Origin of the sequence: Cupriavidus sp. 2TAF22, from assembly GCF_052115045.1 — a bacterium.
In the GTDB taxonomy this organism is placed as follows: Bacteria; Pseudomonadota; Gammaproteobacteria; order Burkholderiales; family Burkholderiaceae; genus Cupriavidus.
In genome coordinates this window covers 32,756-49,472 of record NZ_JBFRFX010000009.1, presented here as the reverse complement: position 1 = coordinate 49,472, position 16,717 = coordinate 32,756, and the positions used below count along the sequence as shown (strand labels likewise).

The following is a 16,717-nucleotide window of genomic DNA, read 5'->3' as shown; positions in this document are numbered from 1 at the left end:
AATGGAACACAGCTATGGGGGATCGCTCTGCGTCACCTCTGTGGCTGCGCCTTCGCTTTGCCTGGATGCCGGCGTGCTGGCGGCATGCCTGCGGCGCCAGGCCACCGGCGATTCACCGAACTGGGCGGAGAACCAGCGCGTGAACGAGCTAGCGCAGCCGTAGCCGAGCAGTTCGGACACCCGCAGCAGGGAATACTGCGGGTTCCCCACATAGCGTCGTGCCAGCTGGCTACGGACTTCATTGAGGATGTCCGTGAAGGTCTCGCCCGCTTCATCAAGCTGGCGCTGCATGGTTCGCAGGCTCAGGCCCAGGCCTTGGGCGACGCCCTCGCAGGTGGCGCGGCCCATCGGCAACATCAGGTAGACGGCATTGCGCACGTCACGGCCGATGGACGGCTCATTGACGCGAGGCAGCATCTCGACGAAGCGCTGCGCATGGCGAGCCATGGCCGGATCCCCGGTTGGATTCGGCGCGTCCAGGTCTGCCGCCAGGCAGACGATGCCGTTGAACTCGCTGTCGAACTCCAGCGGGCAGCCGAACAGCCTCCGGTGGACACCCAGGTCGGCGGGTGCCGGGTGCGTGAAGTTGACGCTGTGCGGTCGCCAGTGCGGGCCCAGCAGCGCCCTGCACATGCGGAAAACCACGCCGATGGCAAGTTCGGTGGCCTGCCGCGAGGGCGCGTTCAGCACGAGTTCCTGCCGGATGATGACGGCCTTGCCAGCGTTCTCCAGCACGATTGCCACCGACTCGTTGACCAGGTGCCGGTAGCGGATGGTGGTAACCAGCGCATCCCGCAGCGTGGGTTGCTGGCTGATCAGCAGGCTCATCACGCCAAAGTCCGACAACTGGCGCGATTCGGCCATGCGCAGGCCGAAGGTCGGGCAATCGGCCGCCAGCGCGGCGGACTCCAGCAGCGTGGCACAGGCATTGACGGGAATGCGCTGGTCCGGATCGGCCAGCAGCATACGGCTCAGTTTCGCCGCGCGCAGCAGCGACTGCGGGTTGATGCCAAGGTCTCCTGCCACTTCAAAGAAGTTGGTCAGTGCAGCCGCACGCACCAGCGTCTCCAATTCAGTCTCCTCTTTGCTCTTTTGCCTGCTCCGGGTTTGCCCTTGGCGGGTTGCCCGTCTTGTCTTCGCAAGCCGGATGATAGGCGCGCGTGGCATGAAATGCAAAGTCCGCGGGGGCAAATGCAAAGCGCCGCGGCCAGCCAGGGCCTACATTCTCTGCATGCGCGGCGCACTCTGCGCCGCAGCGACAGATCAAGGAGATAAGCATGGCAAAGGTAGTCCGCATGTACGAGGCCGGAGCGCCGGAAGTTCTTCGCTACGAGGACATGGAAGTCGGCGATCCCGGCCCCGGCCAGGTGCGCATCCGCCACGTGGCGGCCGGCCTGAACTACGCCGACACCTATTTCCGCAATGGCACTTACCCGGTACCGCTGCCCGCGGGCATGGGCGTGGAAGCCGCCGGCGTGGTGCAGGCCATTGGCCCGGGCGTGACCAACGTGGCCGTCGGCGATCGCGTGACCTACACCGGTTTCATCAACACGCTGGGTGCCTACAGCACCGAGCGGCTGGTGCCGGCCGCGCCGCTGATCCGCCTGCCGGAAACCATCGGCTTCGAGACCGCCGCGGCCATGACCATGCGCGGCCTGACCTCGGCCTACCTGATGCGCCGGATCCATCCCTTCAAGGCGGGCGACACCATCCTGCTGCATGCCGCGGCCGGCGGCGTCGGGTTGATCGTTTCGCAATGGGCCAAGCTGCTGGGCCTGACCGTGATCGGCACCGTCTCCACCGAAGCCAAGGCCGAAGTGGCCCGCGCCCACGGCTGCGACCACATCATCAACTACAGCCATGAGGACGTGGCAAAGCGGGTGCGCGAACTGACCGACGGCGTGGGTGTGTCCGTGGTGTTCGACAGCGTGGGCAAGACGACCTTCATGGCGTCGCTGGATTCGCTCAAGCGCCGCGGCACCATGGTGTGCGTCGGCACGGCCTCGGGCCCGATCCCGCCGTTCGACCCCGTGCTGCTGGCCATGAAGGGGTCCGTGTTCCTGACCCGGCCGGCACTGGCCGACTACATTTTCGATCCGGCGGAGAAGACGGCACTGGCCTCGGAACTGTTCGATCACGTCGGCGCCGGCCGTATCAAGATCGAAATCAACCAGCGCTACGCCCTGGAGGATGCGGTGCAGGCCCATCGTGACCTGGAATCGCGCAAGACGACGGGCTCGTCGATCTTCGTCATCTGAGGAGGGATGCACATGCAAGTCCATCAACTCACCTGCGCACTGGGCGCGGAACTGGCCGGTGTCAATCTTGCCGACGCCGTTGGCGACGCTGGCCTGTTCGCCGAAATCCGCTCACTGCTGCTCAAGCATCGCGTGCTGTTCCTGCGCAACCAGCATTTCAGCCGTGATGAGCATGTCGCCTTTGCGCGCCGCTTTGGCGAGCTCGAGGATCACCCCGTTGCCGGCAGCGATCCCGAGCACCCGGGCCTGGTGCGCATCTACAAGACCCCGGACCAGCCCAACGACCGTTACGAGAACGCCTGGCATTCGGATACCACCTGGCGCGAAGCGCCGCAGTTCGGCGCCGTGCTGCGCTGCGTGGAGTGCCCGCCGGTGGGCGGCGACACCATGTGGGCAAACATGGCGCTTGCCTATGAAAGGCTCCCGGCGCACATCAAGGAGCAGATTGCCGACCTTCGTGCGCGCCACAGCATCGAGGCCTCCTTCGGCGCGGCCATGCCGATCGAAAAGCGGCTGTCGCTCAAGGCCCAGTTTCCCGATGCGGAGCACCCGGTGGTGCGCACGCACCCGGAGACCGGCGAAAAGATCCTCTACGTGAATGCCTTCACCACGCATTTCACCAACTACCACACGGCCGCCCGCGTACGTTTTGGCCAGGACGCCAATCCCGGCGCGGCCGATCTGCTGCGCTACCTCGTCAGCCAGGCATATGTCCCTGAGTACCAGGTGCGCTGGCGCTGGCAACCCGACAGCGTGGCCATCTGGGACAACAGTGCTACCCAGCACTATGCGGTGATGGACTATGCGCCGTGCCACCGCAAGATGGAGCGCGCGGGTATCATCGGCAGCAAGCCGTTCTGAGCGCGCGTGGAGGCAACACAATCATGCAAGACAACCTGGTTATTCCCACGCAGTCCGCGTACGCCTACCCGCTGCTGGTCAAGCAGCTGCTGATCAATTCCCTGAGTCTCCATGGCGACCAGGAAATCAGCTACCGCGGCCAGATGCGCTACACCTTCCGCGATTTCCGCCGCCGCATCGGCCAGCTGGCCTCGGCGCTGACCTCGCTCGGCGCCGGGCACGGCACCACGGTCGCGGTGATGGACTGGGACAGCCATCGCTACCTGGAATGCTACTTCGGCGTGCCGATGATGGGCGCGACGCTGTTTACGGTAAACGTGCGGCTTTCGCCCCAGCAGATCCTGTACACGCTGAACGACGCCGGCGCGGACGTCATCCTGTTTCACCCCGACTTCGCGCCGGTGCTCGAAGAGATCCGCGGGCAGCTCACAGGCAACCCGCGCCTGGTCCTGATGGCGGACGGCGAGGCCGCACCGGCGCTGACGCTGCCGCTGGCGGGCGAGTACGAGGCCCTGGTGGATGCGGCCTCGCCCGATTTCGCCTTCCCGGATTTCGACGAGAACACCAAGGCCGCCACCTTCTACACCACCGGCACCACCGGCGACCCCAAGGGCGTCTGCTACAGCCACCGCGACATCGTGCTGCACACGCTGGCAACCTCTGCGAGCCTGTGCTCGCCCCGCGAGGGCCAGCGCATGCACCGCGAGGATGTCTACATGCCGATCACGCCGATGTTCCACGTGCTGGCATGGGGCATCCCGTACATCGCCGTCATGCTGGGCCTGCGCACCGTGTTGCCGGGCCGCTACGCGCCCGACATGCTGCTGAAGCTGCGTGAGACGGAGAAGGTCACCTTCTCGCACTGCGTGCCGACCATCTTGCAGATGCTGCTGCAGTCCTCGCAGGACGGCGCCCAGGATCTTTCGGGCTGGAAGATCATCATCGGTGGCTCGGCGCTGCCGCCGGTCCTGTGCGAAGCGGCACTGGCGCGAGGCATCGACATCTTCGCCGGCTATGGCATGTCGGAGACCGGCCCGATCGTCTCGCTGGCCCAGTTGCCGCCAGGGTGCAAGCCGAGCGACCGTGCGGAAGAAGTCCGCATGCGCTGCTCGACAGGCCGCCCGGTGACGCTGGTGGACTACCGTATCGTCAGCGAAGACATGCAGGACCTGCCGCGCGACGGCAAGAGCCGCGGCGAGATCGTGCTGCGCGCACCGTTCCTGACCAAGGGCTATTTCGGGAAGCCGGCAGCCTCGGAGGAACTGTGGGCGGGCGGCTACCTGCATACCCAGGATGTCGCGGTGATGGGCGCGGACGGCTTCGTGCAGATCGTGGACCGCATCAAGGACGTGATCAAGACGGGCGGAGAATGGGTTTCCTCCATCGAGGTGGAGCACCTGATCACGGAGATACCCGGCGTGCTGGAGTGCGCGGTGATTGGTGTGCCGGATGCCAAGTGGGGCGAACGCCCGATGGCCTTCGTGGTGCGCGAGGCAGGGGCGGAAGTGGGCCCCGCGCAGATCCGCGATCAGCTGATGGGGCACGTGGCGTCCCGCCGCATCAGCAAGTACGCGGTGCCCGAGGCGGAACGCATCGTCTTTGTCGAGGCGATCCCGAAGACCAGCGTAGGCAAGATCAATAAAAAGCAGCTGCGTGAAAAAGCGGTCTGAAGGGAAGTAAGGGAAGTAAGGGAAGTAAGGGAAGTAAGGGAAGTAAGTGAAGTAAGGAAAACTATGCGCCAGTCCTCAGGCGGGGGCTGGCGCTTTTTCTTGCCGGAAGGGCGAGCCGCGCGAAATGCGCAGCAACCACCTCCATCGTTCCCGCTACCCGGCGAAGGACCATCCTTGCCACCACGACAGGCGCAAAGCAAAGCGCCTCCCGAAGGAGGCGCGTCGTACAAGCGAGCCGGAGGGCTGCCGCAGTCAGGGCTGGATATTGAAGGCCTTCACAATCCCCGCATTGCGCTCGAACTCTTCATGCAGCGACTGGCTGAGCTGCGGCAGCGTCTGCGCAGCCATCGGCTCATAGCTCAGGGCCTGCATCCGTTCCTGCAGCTTTGGCGTGGCGGCCGCCTTGTAGGTGGCTGCCTGGATCTTTTGCGCCATCTCGGCCGGAACGCGGGCCGAGGCAATCACGCCCACCCAGTTGCTGAACTCCACATCCGGATAACCCAGTTCGGCGAAGGTGGGCACTTGCGGCAGCAGTGGCGAGCGGCTCTTGGAGGCAACCGCATAGGCCTGCAGTTTGCCGGCCTTGATCATCGGCAACGACGTCACCATGCCGTCGTACATGAGCGGGATCTGGCCGCCCATCACCTGGACCAGCGCCGGCCCGGAGCCCGCAAAAGGCACATGCTGCAGGTCCAGCCCGGCCTTCTGGTTCATGATCACGCCGGCATAGTGAGACGCCGTGCCGGCGCTGTAGGAGGCAAAGCTCAGCTTGCCGGGGTTGGCATGCACGTAGCCGACCAGGCTCTTGAAGTCCCTGGCAGGCAGGGATGGCGCGCCAACCAGCAGCAGGCGCGATCTTGCGACCGCGGCCAGCGGCTGGATGTCCTTCATGGTGTTGTACGGCGTCTTGAGCACATGCGGCACTTCGGTCAGCACGTTGGTGGCCGTCACCATGATGGTCTGGCCGTCGGGTGGCGCCGCCAGCAAGGCGTTGATGGCGATGCCGCCGCCGGCGCCTGGCTTGTTGTCGACCACCACGGGCTGGCCCAGGTCCGCCGAGAGCTGGTCGGCCAGCAGGCGGGCGATCACGTCCATGGTGCCGCCGGCCGGGGCCGGCACCAGCATGCGCACAGGCTTGTTGGTCCACGCCATCGCCGCCGGCACGGACAGGGCCAGCACGGCGGCTACGGCGGCGTGGCGCACGCGAAAGAGGGCGGGGCGGTTGGGCATGTCTGTCTCCGTTATGGATATGGGATATGGAATATGGAAAGCCGTGCCAGTCTTCCCTTGTCGGGGGCGGTACACGGGATCATGCGGGAAAGCGAGGCGCCGGCGGATGAAATTCCGCCTTCGCGAAGGGGTTCAGGTGGCAGCCAGGGTGGCGCGTTGCTTCGCGCGCGCCAGCGCCCGCAGCATGGCTTCCAGCAACGCGTCGGGAAGCCGCGAGCCAGACACGCTGTGGGTGCCGTTGAAGACAAAGTGCGGAACGCCGAGCCCGCTGCGCAAGGGCGGATCCGCCGGGGCGTGCAGTGACGGCAGCCAGTCCAGGTCATGGTGCCCGGGGGCAGCGCCCTGGTCCGGCATGCGGATGCCGCATTCTGTCGCGGCCTGTCGCAGCACGACGGGATCACCGATGTTCGCCGCGCGGATGAAGTAGCGCGTGAACAGGTTATCGATCAGGGCGGATGCCGCTTCGGCACCTGCCTGCTGCCTGGCAAGGCGTACCAGGCGATGGGCCAGCAAGGTGTTCGGGAAGATCTCGATACGGTCCAGCGCCAGCGTGAGGCCGGCCTCGCGCGCGGCGGCACGGACCTGCGCCTGCCGTGACGCCACGGCCTCGGGGCTGCCCAGGCGGTTCACGTAGAAATCACGGTAGGGCAAGCCGGCCGGAGGCGTGGCGGGGATCAGCGGGTAGGAGCGCCATTCCACGTGCACGGTAACGTCCGGGCGCTCACGCCCGAGCAGGCCAATGGCGTTTTCCAGGTGCTTTTTTCCGATCAGGCACCAGGGGCAGATCAGGTCGAAATAGGCCTCGACCGAGAGCGTGGACGGATTGTTCATGGCGGCGGCTTGATGACGCCGGCCGGCGTGCCCGATGCAGGCCGCGGCAGGCAGTTCAGGATCAGGGGGTGGGCAAGGCCTGCCCGCTGCGCCAGGGCAGGCGCGCCGGCAGCAAGGCCATCACTTCGGCGCGCTGGGCTTCGGTCATCCGCTCCCAGCAGCCGATTTCCAGCGGCGTCCTGCCGCAACCCTGGCAGTGCCTGCCCGCATGGTCCATGCGGCAGATGTTGATGCACGGATTCGCGACGGATGGGGACGGGTTCATGATTTCGATGAGGCTAGGTGGGGCGCGCCGGGCGCGGGCAACGGACTGGCCGCAGGCTTTGCGCCTGCGGCCAGTGCTTCGCGCGTCAGGCCGCGCGCAGGGGCAGGTTCTTCTGGCCGGCCTTGCGGTTCGGCGCCATGCCGTGGGCGGCCAGGGTTTCCTCGGCGCTGTCGTACCAGGTGCCGATGCGATAGATCTCGCGGGCTTCCTTGCCCGAGGCGATCTCGCGGCCCAGCTCCTTGGCCACGCGCACGCATTGCTCGATCTGCTGCACCGAGGTCATGCGGTTGCCGTGCTGGTCGATGATGGTGTCTTCGATGCCGCAACGCGGATGCAGGCCCATGCTCATGGCCATCATGTTGAACGGCAGCACGTTCTTCAGCAGCGATTCCGCGGTCAGGGTGCAACCGTCCGGCGCGCGGTGGACGAAGTTGAAGAAGTTGAACGGGTTGGGGCCGTCAAAGCCGCCGCCGATGCCGATCCAGGTCAGGTTCAGCGGGCCCTTGTAGAGGCCGGCGCGCACCATGCGCTCCAGCGTTTCCATGGCGTGGATGCCGGTGAGCTGGAAGTGCGGCTGGATCCCGGAGGCGCTCAGGCGGCGCAGGTGCTCTTCCACCCAGCCCGGGCCGGCCGGCACCGTCATTTCGCGGTAGGCCTGCTGGTAGGCCGGGTGCTCGAGCGACGTACCCTTCAGGTATGCGGGGTACAGCAACTCCATGATGTTCATCTGCGTGGTGTTGATCGCCACGGTCACCTGGTCCGGCTTCGGGTCCAGGTCAGCCAGCATGTGGCGGGTGTCGTCCGACAGCCACTTGGCGGCCTGGCCGTCGTCTTCCGGCGCGAAGGAGATCGAGCCGCCCACCTGGATGATCATGTCGGGCACCGCGGCGCGCACGCCGGCGATCAGTTCGTTGAACTTGGACAGGCGCTTGGAGCCCTTGCCGTCCAGTTCGCGCACGTGCAGGTGCAGCACGGTGGCGCCGGCGTTGTAGCAATCGACGGCCTTCTGGACCTGTTCTTCCATCGTCACCGGAATGTCATCCGGGAAATCCGCCGGCATCCACTCGGGACCGTACGGGGCCACGGTGATGACTACTTTGTCCATGTTTTCGGGGTGCAGGGAATCGTCGAGGAATTGCATGAGTGTGCTCCTGGTATCTGGTGTCTGCCGGCGCTGCTGCGCAGCGGCGGAACTGATTCATATGAAATGGCCTTCGGTAACGGAAGTATCGGACAACGGCCGGGAACAATTTGACAATATGGGACACTCAATTTACATCTCGGGACAGTCAGGGAAAACGCGATATCCGCTGGCCTGCTCCCCTTCGCCGTGCCAGTCTTGCCCGCTACTTCCGGGCCACTTCAGTGAAATCGTGCCAGCCGGAGAATCTCGCGACCGGCGAGGTGTTTGCGATAGCGTGAAGCACAACCGCGCCGCGTTCGAACAGCCATTCCACGATGTCGCGCCGGCGCATCGCACCACTGGTGACTACGGCACGAACGCCGTTGACCGCGCCAGAGCGCGTTCATTTCTTTAATCGCGAATTCTCACGTGATCGCCCCGCCGACGTGGCATCGAACCGGGAGCAAGCCTTGGCGAGCGGCACGGACCCGGACCGCGGCTACCACAAGGGGGCGCCGGTAAGCGGCGCCATGGGGCCGTGGCTATGTCTTTGGGGCGTACCCTTCGAGGTTGTCCCTGCTTTCCTGCTGGCCTAGACTGGAATTCACCGAATATAGGACCTATCTTTAACATCGTCTGGCGAACGCACTGGCATCAGGATTGAGCGTGGCGTGCGTTGCGTGGATGGACATCACCGTAGTCCGGGCGTCATGCCTCGATCCGTCGTGGCTCCCCGGTGCACGAACCTGGACGTATCGGGCTGCCTGGACATGCCCCGGCGGCGCGGACAAGAAGCCGTGGCACGGCTTACCCATGCGATACCTTTGCAGCGACCTGCAAGGAGACAGCGGATGTTGCCCACGCCCATTTCCGAGAAGGCCCTGTCCCGTGGCTTGCTCGATGTACTGATCCGTGCCGGGATGATCGCCGTTCTGGCGATCTTCTGCTTCCAGATATTCCGCCCGTTCCTGAATCTCATCGTCTGGTCACTGATCCTGGCGGTCACCCTTTATCCGCTGCAGATAAGCCTCAGGCGCAAGCTCGGCAACAAAGACGGCCGCACCGCCACGCTGATCGTCCTGGTTGCCATCGGCATCATCATGGTTCCCACCTACATGCTGGGCACGACCATGGCCGATTCGGTGAGCCATGCCATGGACATCGTCAAGAGCGGGAAATTCCATATTCCGCCGCCGGCCGAGTCGGTCGCGGGCTGGCCGGTGGTGGGGGAGCGACTCTATGCCCTCTGGCAGCACGCCGCCACCGACCTGACCGGTCTGTTGCAGAAGGTCGCGCCTCAGCTCAAGGACGTCAGCCTCGCGCTGCTGGGCATGCTTGCAGGCCTCGGCGAGGGTTTCCTGATCTTTGTCTTCGCCCTGATCATCGCGGGCATTTTCATGGCGCATGGCGAGCAGGGTAGCCGCAGCGCCGTGCAGATTGCCTCGCGCATCTTCGGCCCGGACCGGGGCTCGCGCATCGCCGTGCTGTGCACCGCCACCATTCGCGCGGTAGCCCAGGGCGTGGTAGGCATTGCCTTCGTTCAGATGCTGCTGATTGGCGTGGCCTTCGTGATCAAGGGTATTCCCGCCGCCGGCCTGCTGGCCCTGGCGGTGCTGCTGCTCGCGACCATGCAGTTGCCGGTCACGCTGATTACCATCCCCGTGATCCTCTACGTTTTTTCCACCGAGGGTCCCACCGTGGCCGCCATTACCTTCTCCGTCTATGTCTTCATCGCGGGCCTGGTCGACAACGTGCTCAAGCCCCTGCTGCTGGGCCGCGGCGTCGACGCGCCGATGGCGGTGGTGCTGATCGGCGCGCTGGGCGGCATGGTTACCGGCGGCATCATCGGCCTGTTTATTGGCCCGGTGGTGCTCGCGGTGGGCTACCAGCTGTTCTGGCAATGGGTCGAGGACCAGCCGCATACCGGCGAGCCGGGCGACCAGAAGCCGGTCTGAGGCGGCCAGGCACGCCCATTTCGCCCTGGATTGGTCTCGTGGCTCGCGCGGTGTCGCGCAATGGCGGGCGTGGTGCAGCGGGCAGGCGAAGGCCTGGCACCGGGCCACGCTCTCATTGCAGCGCACCTGTGCCAGAATGTACCGTCACCATCCCCGACCGGCATTCACTGCCTGCGCCCCCCATTTGACAGGCCTGTCCGCTACCGTCCCCATTTCCGTCGTCAACGCCTTCCTGTCGGGCGCGGATCCGGCCGCTATCGGGCGGCTTGCCGAGCAGTCCGGGATCGCGCACGAGCTGCTGCGCGAACCCGGCGCACGGGTGACCCAGGAACAGTTCGCCACGCTCTATCGCAGGCTGGCGATGGAACTCGACGATGAAATGCCGGGCATTTTCAGCCGCCCACTGCGCAACGGCGTGCTGAAGTTTCTCGGTCTCAGCCTGCTCGACGCGCCAAGGCTGGAGGTGGCGCTGCATCGCTTTGGCCAGTTCCTCCATCTGGTCCTGGACGAATTCCGCCTGGCGTCGCGGCGCGAAGGCGCGGCTGGATATGTCGAGCTGGTGGCGAACCCGGCTGGCCCCGGCGTCAGCGTGATTGGCTGCGAACTGATGCTGAAACTGGTGCATGGAATGGCCTCGTGGCTCATCCGCCAGCGGATCCCGCTCAACGGTGCGGAGTTCGCTTTTCCGATTCCGCCGCAGAGCAGCGATCACCTCTACCTGTTTCCGGGCCCGGTGCGCTTTGACTGCGCGCACACGCAGATCAGCTTCGATGCGGCTTACCTTGACCTGCCGGTCAGGCAACGCAAGCCGGACCTCGAGACATTTCTCGCGCGCGCGCCCGAAGACTGGATTTTCGTCGCCTTCGCTGAGCAGCTGACCTGTCACCGCGTGCGTCAGCACCTGGCCGAATGCCTGCCCGCGTCGCCCACCGTCGACGCTGTCGCGCAGGCGCTCCACCACTCGGTGCGCACCTTGTGCCGGCGCCTGTCGGCCGAGGGCACGACGTTCCAGGCCATCAAGGATGAGGTGCGGCGCGATATTGCGATCCAGCGCCTGACGCGCTCCGAAGACACCATCGCCGAAATTGCCTACGACGTAGGCTTCGACAATCCCACCGCCTTCCATCGCGCCTTCCGGCACTGGACTGGCAGCACGCCAAACGCCTACCGCCGCACCCTCTGACCCGCCCATTGCCGGCCACTTTCGGTCACTTTCTCGGTCACTTTCTCGGCCACTTTCTCGGCCACTTTCTCGGCCACTGTCGGCCACTGTCGGCCATTGGCGCCGATTGGCAAGGCTGGCCGTCGACTGACAAATCCTGCCACCTCGGGAGGCGCTAGCGGCATCTGGCGCCCGGGCGCCGCGCATTGCGGCTGAAAACGGCGGGATTTGTCAGTGAAAGGGCCGGTTCCGGTAATCGCCTTCGCGCTGCCCGATATTACGATCACCCCATCGATGTCGCAGTGCAGCAAACCAACCAGCCGCGGGCGCACATCGCTGCAGTTGAGATGCACGGCGAAGACGAGGCGTTCTACGGCGCCAGGGTCGCAACCGCAGAATTCCTTGCCGGCCATGTCCTGGCGCCTGGCGCGCCCCGCGGGCATGGATTCGTGGCCCCGAAACGATGCAACGTTCTGACGAAGTCAGGGCAGATTTAGAGAAGGTGGAGAGAGACAACATGGCAATCGATGGTTACAGCATGGCGACGCTTGGCGCGTTCGTCGGCCAGGAGTTGGGCGTATCGGAGTGGGTCGAAGTGGATCAGGCGCGCATTGATGCATTTGCGGACTGCACGGAAGACCGCCAGTGGATTCACGTGGACGTGGACCGGGCGGGCCGGGAGAGCCCCTTTGGCGGCACCGTCGCGCACGGCTTCCTCACGCTCTCCCTGCTGGGCGGCCAGATCACCCGCATGGGTATCGTCCCCGGCGATGCCAAGGCCGCGGTGAACTGCGGGCTGGAGAAGACGCGCTTCCTGGCGCCGGTGAAGGCGGGTGCCCGCGTGCGCAATCGCGTGAGGCTGCTGGCGGCGGAGGACAAAGGCGAGGGCCGCGTCATGCTGCGCACGGAAAACACGATGGAGATCGAAGGCCAGGCCAAGCCGGCCCTGGTCGCCGAATCGCTGGCACTGCTGGTTGCCTGAGGAGAGATGCGATGACAACGACGAAAGCGCGCACAAGCAAAGCCAGGAAGCCGGCGAAGGTCACCCCGCAGGTCCTGCCCGACAACGGCGGCCTGGCTGTGGCCAGCCCCAATCCTTTCGTGGGCTTGCGCCCGGAGGACCTGGTCTCCACCGCCCAGCAGATCGGCGCGCAATGCGTCCAGGAGCCCGCGCTGCTGCTGGAACAGCAGACGCAGCTGGCGCATGACCTGCTGAGCGTGCTGGACGGCACGGCTTCTCCCCCGCCAGCGCGCGACCGTCGATTCGCGGATTCGGAATGGCACGACAACCCGCTGTACCGTATGCCGTTGCAGGGCTATCTTGCCTGGCGCGATGCCATGACCGGCTTTGTCAGCCGCTCCGTCATGGACGCGCGCAGCAAGGAGAGGGCGCAGTTCTTCACGTCGCTCGTGTTCGACGCGCTGGCGCCGACCAATACGGTGCTGGGCAACCCGGCTGCGCTGAGGGAGACGTTCGAGTCGGGCGGTCTCAGCCTGCTGTCCGGCATGACCAACCTGCTGACCGACACCCTGACCAACCAGGGCATGCCGTCCCAGGTCGACAAGAGCGCGTTTCGTGTTGGCCGGGACCTGGCGACGACGCCGGGCACGGTGGTCTTTCGCAATGAAGTGCTCGAACTGATCCAGTACACACCAGTCACGGCCAAGGTGCACGCGCGCCCGCAGCTCATCGTGCCGCCGCAGGTCAACAAGTTCTATGTGTTCGACCTCGCTCCGGGCAAGAGCATCGTCGAGTACCTGCTCAAGCAGGAATTCCAGGTCTTCATGGTGAGCTGGCGCAACCCGACCGTGGCGCAGCGTGAATGGGACCTCGACACCTACGTGACGGCGCTGATCGAAGCCATCCATGCGATCCGCGATATCACCGGTAGCGACGATGTGAACCTGCATGGCGCCTGCGCCGGCGCGATGACGATGGCGGCGCTGATGGGCTATTGCGCCAGCCGTGGCGAGAAACTGGTGAATGCCGCCACGCTGATGGTGTCCGTCTTCGGCCTGGACGAGCAGTCACAGCTCGGCCTGTTCGCCACGCCGGAAGCTGTCACGATGGCACGGCAAAGCAGCCGGGCCAGCGGCGTGCTCGACGGCGAGGAACTGGGGCGGGTGTTCGCATGGATGCGGCCCAACGATCTGGTGTGGAACTACTGGGTGAACAACTACCTGCTGGGCAAGGCTCCGCCGGCGTTCGACGTCCTGTACTGGAACAACGACACCACGCGACTGCCGGCGGGGTTTCACTGCCAGTTGCTCGACATCCTCTCTGACAACCTGCTCGCGACGCCAGGGGCGCTGAATGTGCTGGGCGCCCCCATCGACCTGTCCGAGGTCGAGTGCGACAAATTCGTGGTGGCCGGTGTAACCGACCATATCACCCCGTGGCAGGGCGTGTTCCGGTCGGCGCGCGCCTTCGGCGGACAGACCGAATTCGTTCTCAGTTCGAGCGGCCACATTCAAAGCCTGATCAACCCGCCCGGCAACCCGAAGGCGAAGTTCTTCGCGAACAGCGACAGTACGACCGATCCCGAGGCCTGGCTGGCCGGCGCCGAATCCACGCCCGATTCGTGGTGGAGCCACTGGAGCCAGTGGCTGAAGCAGCGGTCCGGGCCGAAGTGCAAGGCACCCGCGGCGCCGGGTAACGCACGCCATGCGCCGTGCGGCGCAGCGCCCGGACGCTATGTGATGGAAGCCTGACGCGCGGCACGCCGCAGTCCATGAGTTTTTTAACGCAACCTGAATGGAGACCATGACAATGGAATCGACCAACACCGCGAACACGTTCGCCCCGCACAAGAAGCTGCTCGAATTCGTCAAGCAGAACCGCCTCAACCCGGTGGCGATCCTGGAGTCCCGTCGCAAGGACATCGAGGCGCTGGCCAGCGTCAATCTCACGGTGCTGTCGGGCCTGCAGTCGCTGGTCCGCCTGCAGGCGGAGTACCTGTGCGGGACCGCGGCCGATCTGCAGTCGCTCGGCACGACGAAGCAGGCCGATGGCGCCGAGGCCTCCGCGGTCCGCGTGACCGAGCTGCTGCCGCGCACCGTGAACAAGGCGGTGAGCGGCCTGCGGCAGCGATGCCGGGCCGCCGCTGCTTATTTTCAACGGCATCGGCGCCAACCTCGAACTCGTCGAGCCGTTCGTGGACGCGCTCGACGGTACCGAAGTGATCATCTTCGACGTGCCCGGCGCGGGCGGTTCCCCCGCGCCCTTGCTTCCCTATCGCCTTTCCAGCCTGTGCGTGATCGCCGACAAGCTCCTCAGCCATCTCGGCTACGAAGGACAGGTCGATACGCTCGGTGTCTCCTGGGGCGGGGCGCTTGCGCAGGAGTTCGCGCATCTCTATCCGCAGCGTTGCCGGCGCCTTGTGCTGGCGGCGACCTCGCCGGGCGTGATCATGGTGCCGGGAAGCGTGTCGGTCCTCTCGAAGATGATCGGGGTACGCCGCTACTCTGATCCGGACTACCTGCGCCGCGTGGGCGCCGATATCTATGGCGGCGCCTTCCGCGACGACCCCGGCTTGCTGGAAGAGCACGGCCGCCATATGCAACCGCCGCGCGGCCGCGGCTATGTCTACCAGTTGCTGGCGGCCTGGGGATGGAGCAGCCTGTTGTGGCTCGGTGCCCTGGAACAGCCCACGCTGGTCATGCACGGCTCCGACGACCCGATCGTGCCCCTGGTCAATGCCAGGATCCTTGCTTCGCGCATTCGCCAGGCCGGACTCCATGTATTCGAGGACGGCCACCTCTTCCTCCTGACACGCGTCGGTGAAGCGGCACAGGTGGTGCTGCGCTTCCTGCGTCAGCCTCAAGCCTGACGCCGCGGGTGCCCGGCTTCCCGGGCGCCCCTTTGAAGGGGCCGCTGCCTGCGCTGCCCCTTGTCCGCCGCACGAAAGAAGCGCCTTCGGGCCGCGCGTGCCGTGCCGCCCCTCCCGATCCTGCAATGCCATGACAAAGCCCGCGATCCCGCAATCCCGCGCGATGCCCGAAAAAAACGGCCGCACAGGGTGATCCCCTGGCGGCCGTAACGAGCACCATTCGTGCGGGCTGGCGTGGCGATGGCGGGCCGGATGCCGGCCCGCCATTTTCCGCCATCGCCCGCCATTTCCAGTCATTTCCCGCCGGATGCGGTCCGGTCAGAACTTGTGGCGCAGGCCTACGGCCGCGCCGATCATCGTGCTCTGCCCGTTGGCCAGCGCATAGCTGTTGCCCAGTGAAAGGCTGTTGGCGTAGGTGGTAGCCAGCGATTCGAGCATCAGGCCGGCGTTCTTGGCGAACGCGGTGGTCACGTAGACGTCGGTACGCTTGGACAGCGAATAGTTCGCGACGAAGGCGATCTGCCAGGGGTTGGCTGTCTGCGTACTGCCGAACAGGCTCTTGACGTCGTCGTAGTTGTACTCGAGCGTGAGCCCCACGGCAGGCGTGACCTGGTAGTTCGCCCCGATCCAGTAATAGTCGTCGCGCTGGATCACGGAGCCTGCCGCATTCTTGTTCTGGCCCCAGCGATACCCGCCCATGAACCTGGCCGTGCCGTAGGTGTAGCTTGCGCCGACCACGGCCTTCTTCAGCGTGCCGCTGCCGGTGCCGATGGTCGGATTCCACTGGTCGTAGCCGAGGGTGACGCCAAACGGGCCGGCCTCGTACGCCGCGGCGGCACCGTAGGCGGTGTCGCGCCGGAACTGGCCCGGCACTTCGCCGTTGCCGCCGATGGGCGTCGCCACGCCGACTGTCGCGGGCAGGGCCACGCCCGTGCCGAACGACCAGTGGGCCAGCGCCTTCACCGGACCGAACTGGCCGGTGTACTTGACGGTGTTGTCCTCGCGGAAATTGGCGCCCGACTGCAGAACGACCGGCTCGTACTGCGTGGCATAAGCGGTCGGCGAGTAGTTGGCGAGCGCCTCGAAGATCGAGGTGTACTGGCGGCCAAGCGTGAACTGGCCAAAACTGCTTTGCACGCCCACGAAGGCCTGGCGGCCGAACAGGCGGCCGCTCTGCAGCGCATTGCCGGTATCCAGGCTGAAGCCGCTTTCCAGGACGAACACTGCCTTGAGGCCACCGCCAAGGTCTTCGACGCCGCGCAGGCCCCAGCGCGAGCCGGACAGTCCGCCCGAATCCATGCGGTAGACGTCATTGGACGGGCCGCGATTGAACTGGTTGGCCGCCGTGGGTACCGCGCCGACGTGGTTGACGTATTCGATGTTGGCGTCGACGACGCCATAGAGTGTGACGCTGGACTGCGCATATGCGCCCCCTGAGCACACCAGCAGCGATGCGATGGCAATGTTCTTCAATTTCATTTGGTCTCCTCTTCTTTCTTTCACCGGGTTACGGCGTCCGATTTTTCCGTTGA

Annotated in this window: 14 protein-coding genes and 1 pseudogene; 8 read left to right on the top strand and 7 right to left on the bottom strand. The window is 65.5% G+C overall.

Translation table 11 applies throughout. The features are described from left to right. Nucleotides 1-12: 12 nt before the first annotated feature. Complete coding sequence (locus AB4Z48_RS12965; RefSeq protein ID WP_441614437.1) at nucleotides 13-1,071, bottom strand: AraC family transcriptional regulator; 1,059 nt, start codon at nucleotides 1,069-1,071, stop codon at nucleotides 13-15. A gap of 206 nt (nucleotides 1,072-1,277) precedes the next feature. On the opposite strand from AB4Z48_RS12965, the gene AB4Z48_RS12960 reads away from it, so the two are divergent. From AB4Z48_RS12960 to AB4Z48_RS12950, 3 genes are read left to right on the top strand one after another with little or no spacing between them, the layout of a single operon-like run. Further along, nucleotides 1,278-2,258 (top strand): quinone oxidoreductase family protein, encoded by a 981-nt coding sequence (locus AB4Z48_RS12960; RefSeq protein WP_441614435.1) that lies wholly within the window; start codon nucleotides 1,278-1,280, stop codon nucleotides 2,256-2,258. Nucleotides 2,259-2,270: 12 nt separating this feature from the next. Continuing rightward, nucleotides 2,271-3,119, top strand: a complete 849-nt coding sequence (locus AB4Z48_RS12955; RefSeq protein ID WP_441614433.1) for a TauD/TfdA dioxygenase family protein — start codon at nucleotides 2,271-2,273, stop codon at nucleotides 3,117-3,119. Between the two features lie 23 nt (nucleotides 3,120-3,142). Then, nucleotides 3,143-4,789: a fatty acid--CoA ligase gene (locus tag AB4Z48_RS12950; protein WP_441614431.1), complete on the top strand. Its 1,647-nt coding sequence runs from the start codon at nucleotides 3,143-3,145 to the stop codon at nucleotides 4,787-4,789. A 252-nt stretch (nucleotides 4,790-5,041) separates the two neighbouring features. On the opposite strand, the gene AB4Z48_RS12945 is transcribed toward AB4Z48_RS12950, so the two are convergent. The 4 genes from AB4Z48_RS12945 to AB4Z48_RS12930 all read right to left on the bottom strand — a co-directional run bounded on the left by AB4Z48_RS12945 (nucleotide 5,042) and on the right by AB4Z48_RS12930 (nucleotide 8,256). After that, nucleotides 5,042-6,019, bottom strand: coding sequence for a Bug family tripartite tricarboxylate transporter substrate binding protein (locus AB4Z48_RS12945; RefSeq protein ID WP_441614430.1), 978 nt, complete (start codon nucleotides 6,017-6,019; stop codon nucleotides 5,042-5,044). A gap of 132 nt (nucleotides 6,020-6,151) precedes the next feature. Beyond that, the gene (locus AB4Z48_RS12940; RefSeq protein ID WP_441614428.1) at nucleotides 6,152-6,850 is read right to left on the bottom strand and encodes a DsbA family oxidoreductase; all 699 of its coding nucleotides are present in this window, start codon (nucleotides 6,848-6,850) and stop codon (nucleotides 6,152-6,154) included. Nucleotides 6,851-6,911: 61 nt separating this feature from the next. After that, on the bottom strand, nucleotides 6,912-7,115 hold the full coding sequence (locus AB4Z48_RS12935; protein ID WP_441614426.1) for a DUF1289 domain-containing protein: 204 nt from the start codon (nucleotides 7,113-7,115) through the stop codon (nucleotides 6,912-6,914). Between the two features lie 85 nt (nucleotides 7,116-7,200). Continuing rightward, nucleotides 7,201-8,256 carry a 3-keto-5-aminohexanoate cleavage protein gene (locus AB4Z48_RS12930; protein ID WP_441614424.1) on the bottom strand — a complete coding sequence of 352 codons (1,056 nt, stop codon included), beginning with the start codon at nucleotides 8,254-8,256 and terminating at the stop codon, nucleotides 7,201-7,203. A gap of 833 nt (nucleotides 8,257-9,089) precedes the next feature. On the opposite strand from AB4Z48_RS12930, the gene AB4Z48_RS12925 reads away from it, so the two are divergent. Next, on the top strand, nucleotides 9,090-10,193 hold the full coding sequence (locus tag AB4Z48_RS12925; RefSeq protein ID WP_441614422.1) for an AI-2E family transporter: 1,104 nt from the start codon (nucleotides 9,090-9,092) through the stop codon (nucleotides 10,191-10,193). A 136-nt stretch (nucleotides 10,194-10,329) separates the two neighbouring features. After that, the gene (locus AB4Z48_RS12920) at nucleotides 10,330-11,376 is read left to right on the top strand and encodes an AraC family transcriptional regulator (RefSeq protein ID WP_441614420.1); all 1,047 of its coding nucleotides are present in this window, start codon (nucleotides 10,330-10,332) and stop codon (nucleotides 11,374-11,376) included. Here AB4Z48_RS12920 and AB4Z48_RS12915 read toward each other — a convergent pair. Beyond that, nucleotides 11,358-11,768 carry a hypothetical protein gene (locus tag AB4Z48_RS12915; protein ID WP_441614418.1) on the bottom strand — a complete coding sequence of 137 codons (411 nt, stop codon included), beginning with the start codon at nucleotides 11,766-11,768 and terminating at the stop codon, nucleotides 11,358-11,360. The genes AB4Z48_RS12920 and AB4Z48_RS12915 overlap by 19 nt on opposite strands. 104 nt (nucleotides 11,769-11,872) lie before the next feature. On the opposite strand from AB4Z48_RS12915, the gene AB4Z48_RS12910 reads away from it, so the two are divergent. From AB4Z48_RS12910 to phaZ, 3 genes and pseudogenes are all read left to right on the top strand, one after another. Then, nucleotides 11,873-12,337: a MaoC family dehydratase gene (locus tag AB4Z48_RS12910; RefSeq protein ID WP_441614737.1), complete on the top strand. Its 465-nt coding sequence runs from the start codon at nucleotides 11,873-11,875 to the stop codon at nucleotides 12,335-12,337. Nucleotides 12,338-12,348: 11 nt separating this feature from the next. Then, nucleotides 12,349-14,067 (top strand): alpha/beta fold hydrolase, encoded by a 1,719-nt coding sequence (locus AB4Z48_RS12905; RefSeq protein ID WP_441614416.1) that lies wholly within the window; start codon nucleotides 12,349-12,351, stop codon nucleotides 14,065-14,067. A 371-nt stretch (nucleotides 14,068-14,438) separates the two neighbouring features. After that, a pseudogene (gene phaZ, locus AB4Z48_RS12900) lies at nucleotides 14,439-15,185 on the top strand (poly(3-hydroxyalkanoate) depolymerase); the annotation flags it as partial. Nucleotides 15,186-15,503: 318 nt separating this feature from the next. Here phaZ and AB4Z48_RS12895 read toward each other — a convergent pair. Next, complete coding sequence (locus tag AB4Z48_RS12895; protein ID WP_441614414.1) at nucleotides 15,504-16,664, bottom strand: porin; 1,161 nt, start codon at nucleotides 16,662-16,664, stop codon at nucleotides 15,504-15,506. Between the last annotated feature and the right edge of the window lie 53 nt (nucleotides 16,665-16,717).

Bases quoted from the DNA above. Each gene is read 5' to 3' on its own strand.
- AB4Z48_RS12960 (WP_441614435.1), top strand. From the start codon at position 1,278: ATGGCAAAGGTAGTCCGCATGTACGAGGCCGGAGCGCCGGAAGTTCTT.
- AB4Z48_RS12925 (WP_441614422.1), top strand. From the start codon at position 9,090: ATGTTGCCCACGCCCATTTCCGAGAAGGCCCTGTCCCGTGGCTTGCTC.
- AB4Z48_RS12920 (WP_441614420.1), top strand. From the start codon at position 10,330: ATGTACCGTCACCATCCCCGACCGGCATTCACTGCCTGCGCCCCCCAT.
- AB4Z48_RS12910 (WP_441614737.1), top strand. From the start codon at position 11,873: ATGGCAATCGATGGTTACAGCATGGCGACGCTTGGCGCGTTCGTCGGC.
- AB4Z48_RS12935 (WP_441614426.1), bottom strand. From the start codon at position 7,115: ATGAACCCGTCCCCATCCGTCGCGAATCCGTGCATCAACATCTGCCGC.
- AB4Z48_RS12945 (WP_441614430.1), bottom strand. From the start codon at position 6,019: ATGCCCAACCGCCCCGCCCTCTTTCGCGTGCGCCACGCCGCCGTAGCC.
- AB4Z48_RS12905 (WP_441614416.1), top strand. From the start codon at position 12,349: ATGACAACGACGAAAGCGCGCACAAGCAAAGCCAGGAAGCCGGCGAAG.
- AB4Z48_RS12940 (WP_441614428.1), bottom strand. From the start codon at position 6,850: ATGAACAATCCGTCCACGCTCTCGGTCGAGGCCTATTTCGACCTGATC.
- AB4Z48_RS12950 (WP_441614431.1), top strand. From the start codon at position 3,143: ATGCAAGACAACCTGGTTATTCCCACGCAGTCCGCGTACGCCTACCCG.
- AB4Z48_RS12915 (WP_441614418.1), bottom strand. From the start codon at position 11,768: ATGGCCGGCAAGGAATTCTGCGGTTGCGACCCTGGCGCCGTAGAACGC.
- AB4Z48_RS12930 (WP_441614424.1), bottom strand. From the start codon at position 8,256: ATGCAATTCCTCGACGATTCCCTGCACCCCGAAAACATGGACAAAGTA.
- AB4Z48_RS12895 (WP_441614414.1), bottom strand. From the start codon at position 16,664: ATGAAATTGAAGAACATTGCCATCGCATCGCTGCTGGTGTGCTCAGGG.
- AB4Z48_RS12955 (WP_441614433.1), top strand. From the start codon at position 2,271: ATGCAAGTCCATCAACTCACCTGCGCACTGGGCGCGGAACTGGCCGGT.